Raw genomic sequence first — 2,882 nt, 5'->3', positions numbered from 1 at the left:
GTTCAAGCTGGACAGCGACAACGCACCGCGCCCGCTCGTGCAGATGCAGGCCCGGGTGCAGCCGGCGCTGCCGCCGCGCAAGGCGGTGCCCGCGCTGAAGGCTCCCGCCCGGCCGGCGGCGGCCCGCCGCGCAGCCGGCACCCGTTCCGCTCCAAGGCTCGCCGCGGCCCAGGCTGCCGCGCCGGGCGACTGGACCGAGTTCTAACGCACCCCAGGAAAAAGAAAAATGAAATGGTTCCAGCAGCTTCGCGTCGCCGTCAGGCTGGTGCTCAGCTTTCTCGTGGTCGCGGCGGTGGGTGCCGCGGTGAGCGGGATCGGCATCATTCAGATGGGGCGCATCAACGCCTCGACTGAAGACCTCTACAGCCATGACCTGCGCGCGATCAAGGCCGTGCAGGCGGCCAACATCCAGCTGCTCGACGCGAGCCGCGCCCAGATGGGCCTGCTGTCGGCCGGCACCAAGGGCGAGCGCAACACCGGCTTCACGGAACTGAAGAACGCCGTGAAGGCGCTCGAATCGAACGTGGCCGAGGTCAAGCCCCTGCTCGAGGAGACGCCCGAAGGCCGCGAACTCAGCGAGCAGTACCAGCGCCTGATGCCGCCGCTGCGAAAGCACCTGGCCGATTTTGCCGACCTGATCGCCAAGCAGTCGCTGGACAGCTCGCAGTTCGAAGGCAGCGTGCCGCAGGAGAGCGAGCAGCTGCTCAAGGAGTCGCGCGCGCTGGAGAAAGTGCTCCAGCGCATGGTGGCCTACAGCGACCAGCAGGCCAAGGACAGCATGGAAGACGCCGCACGCACCTTCAAGACCTCGCGCCTGCTGATGGTGCTGATGGCGCTGGCCGGCATCGCCATCAGCGTGGGGCTCGGCGTGGTGGTGGCACGGCTCCTGGCGCGGCAGTTGGGCGGCGAGCCCGGCTACGCCGCCGACGTGGTCGGCCGCATCGCGAACGGCGACCTGAGCGAAAGCGTGCAGGCCCGCTCGGCCCGCGCCGGCAGCCTCTTGTTCTCGATCAAGCGCATGCAGGACCAGCTGACCGAGGTCGTGGTGCGGATCAAGAGTTCCAGCGATGCGATCGCGACCGCCTCGGGAGAGATTGCCGCGGGCAACCAGGACTTGTCTTCACGCACAGAGGAACAGGCCAGTTCGCTCGAGCAGACCGCGGCGTCGATGGAAGAGCTGACCTCCACGGTGAAGCAGAACGCGGACAACGCGCGGCAGGCCAATCAGCTGGCCTTGTCCGCCTCCGAAGTGGCCGTCAAGGGCGGCAACGTGGTGGGGCAGGTGGTGGACACCATGGCCTCGATCAATGCGTCCTCGAAGAAGATCGTCGACATCATCGGCGTGATCGACGGCATTGCCTTCCAGACCAACATCCTGGCCTTGAATGCGGCCGTCGAGGCTGCGCGTGCTGGTGAACAAGGCCGCGGCTTCGCAGTCGTCGCCTCCGAGGTGAGAAACCTGGCTCAACGCTCAGGCGCAGCCGCCAAGGAAATCAAGGGCCTGATCGACGACTCCGTCGGCAAGGTCGACATGGGCAGYGCCCTCGTCGGCGAAGCCGGCAAGACCATGGCCGAGATCGTGGGCAGCGTGAARCGCGTGACCGACATCATCGGAGAGATCACGGCCGCGAGCCAGGAGCAGAGCACGGGCATCGAGCAGGTGAACCAGGCCATCGCGCAGATGGACCAGGTGACGCAGCAGAACGCGGCRYTGGTCGAAGAAGCCGCGGCCGCGGCGCAGTCGATGCAGGAGCAGGCCGCGAGCCTGGTCGGGGCCGTCAGCGTGTTCAGGCTGGATGGAACACCGGCCGCTCGTTCCGGGCTCGCATTCGCCGCGCCGAAGGCCCTGCGGCCGGCGCCGGCCAGGAAGAGCGAGGCCACCGCGGCCCCGCAACTGGCCGTTGCCGCCAGCACGGCAAATGGCGATTGGACGGAATTTTGAGCTGAAGGCCTCAAGTCTTGCGCGCGGATGCCGATAACCCTGTGGACAGAGCACCGCACAAAAGACATCCACCCAAGGAAGAGACCATGTTCAACCGCTTGAATCCGCGCGCCCTCAGCATCGGGCAGAAGCTCGGGCTGCTCACGGCCAGCGCCATCCTGGGCGTGGCGGCGCTGACGGCCCTTTTCCTGGTTTCTGAGCGCAAGCTCATCCTGGAAGAGCGGCAGGCCAGCGTGCGCCAGGTGGTGGAAAGCGCGCATGGCCTGCTGGTCCACTACCACGCGCTCGCCGCCAAGGGCACGCTGACCGAGCCGCAGGCCAAGGAGCAGGCGATGCAGGCGATCCGCGGCCTGCGCTACAGCGGCAGCGAGTATTTCTGGATCAACGACATGCAGCCGCGCATGCTGATGCACCCGATCAGCCCGGCGCTCGAGAACAAGGACCTCTCGTCCAACAAGGATGCCACCGGCAAGCGGCTGTTCGTCGCCTTCGTCGACACCGTCAAGGCCGATGGTGCGGGCTTCGTTCCCTACCTCTGGGCCAAGCCGGGCAGCGACAAGCCGGTGCCCAAGGTCTCCTACGTGAAGGGCTTCGAGCCCTGGGGCTGGATCATCGGCTCGGGCGTCTACGTGGACACGGTGCAGGCCACGATCATGGGCCGGGTCATCGGCCTGTCGATCAGTGCGCTGGTGCTGGCCGCGGCACTCTTCGCGCTCGGCTGGGCGATCTCGCGCGGCCTGCTGAAACAGCTCGGCGGCGAACCGATGGTCACGGCCGGCATCGCGCACCGCATCGCCGAGGGCGACCTGGCGGTCCGCATCGACCTGAAGCACGGCGACCAGGCGAGCCTGCTGCACGCGGTCCAGGCCATGCGCGACAGCCTGGCCAAGGTGGTGGGCGAAGTGCGCCACGGCACCGATGCGATCGCGACGGCTTCGGG

The 2,882-nt window shown here is 67.5% G+C and carries 2 protein-coding genes and 1 pseudogene; all 3 read left to right on the top strand.

Annotation, left to right across the window (positions count from 1 at the left end):
- Positions 1-205: pseudogene (locus AC1DOC_RS27525) on the top strand (methyl-accepting chemotaxis protein); the annotation flags it as partial.
- Positions 206-226: 21 nt separating this feature from the next.
- A complete protein-coding gene (locus AC1DOC_RS27520) occupies positions 227-1,942 on the top strand; it encodes a methyl-accepting chemotaxis protein (RefSeq protein WP_478130905.1) in 1,716 nt (571 codons plus the stop codon).
- An 86-nt stretch (positions 1,943-2,028) separates the two neighbouring features.
- Positions 2,029-2,882: cache domain-containing protein (locus AC1DOC_RS27515; protein WP_478130904.1), on the top strand; the 854-nt coding region annotated here is incomplete at its 3' end.

It is taken from the genome of Variovorax sp. 01T439_2, assembly GCF_056398445.1.
The sequence above is the reverse complement of the archived record's forward strand: the minus strand, read 5'-3'. Positions and strand labels throughout refer to the sequence as shown.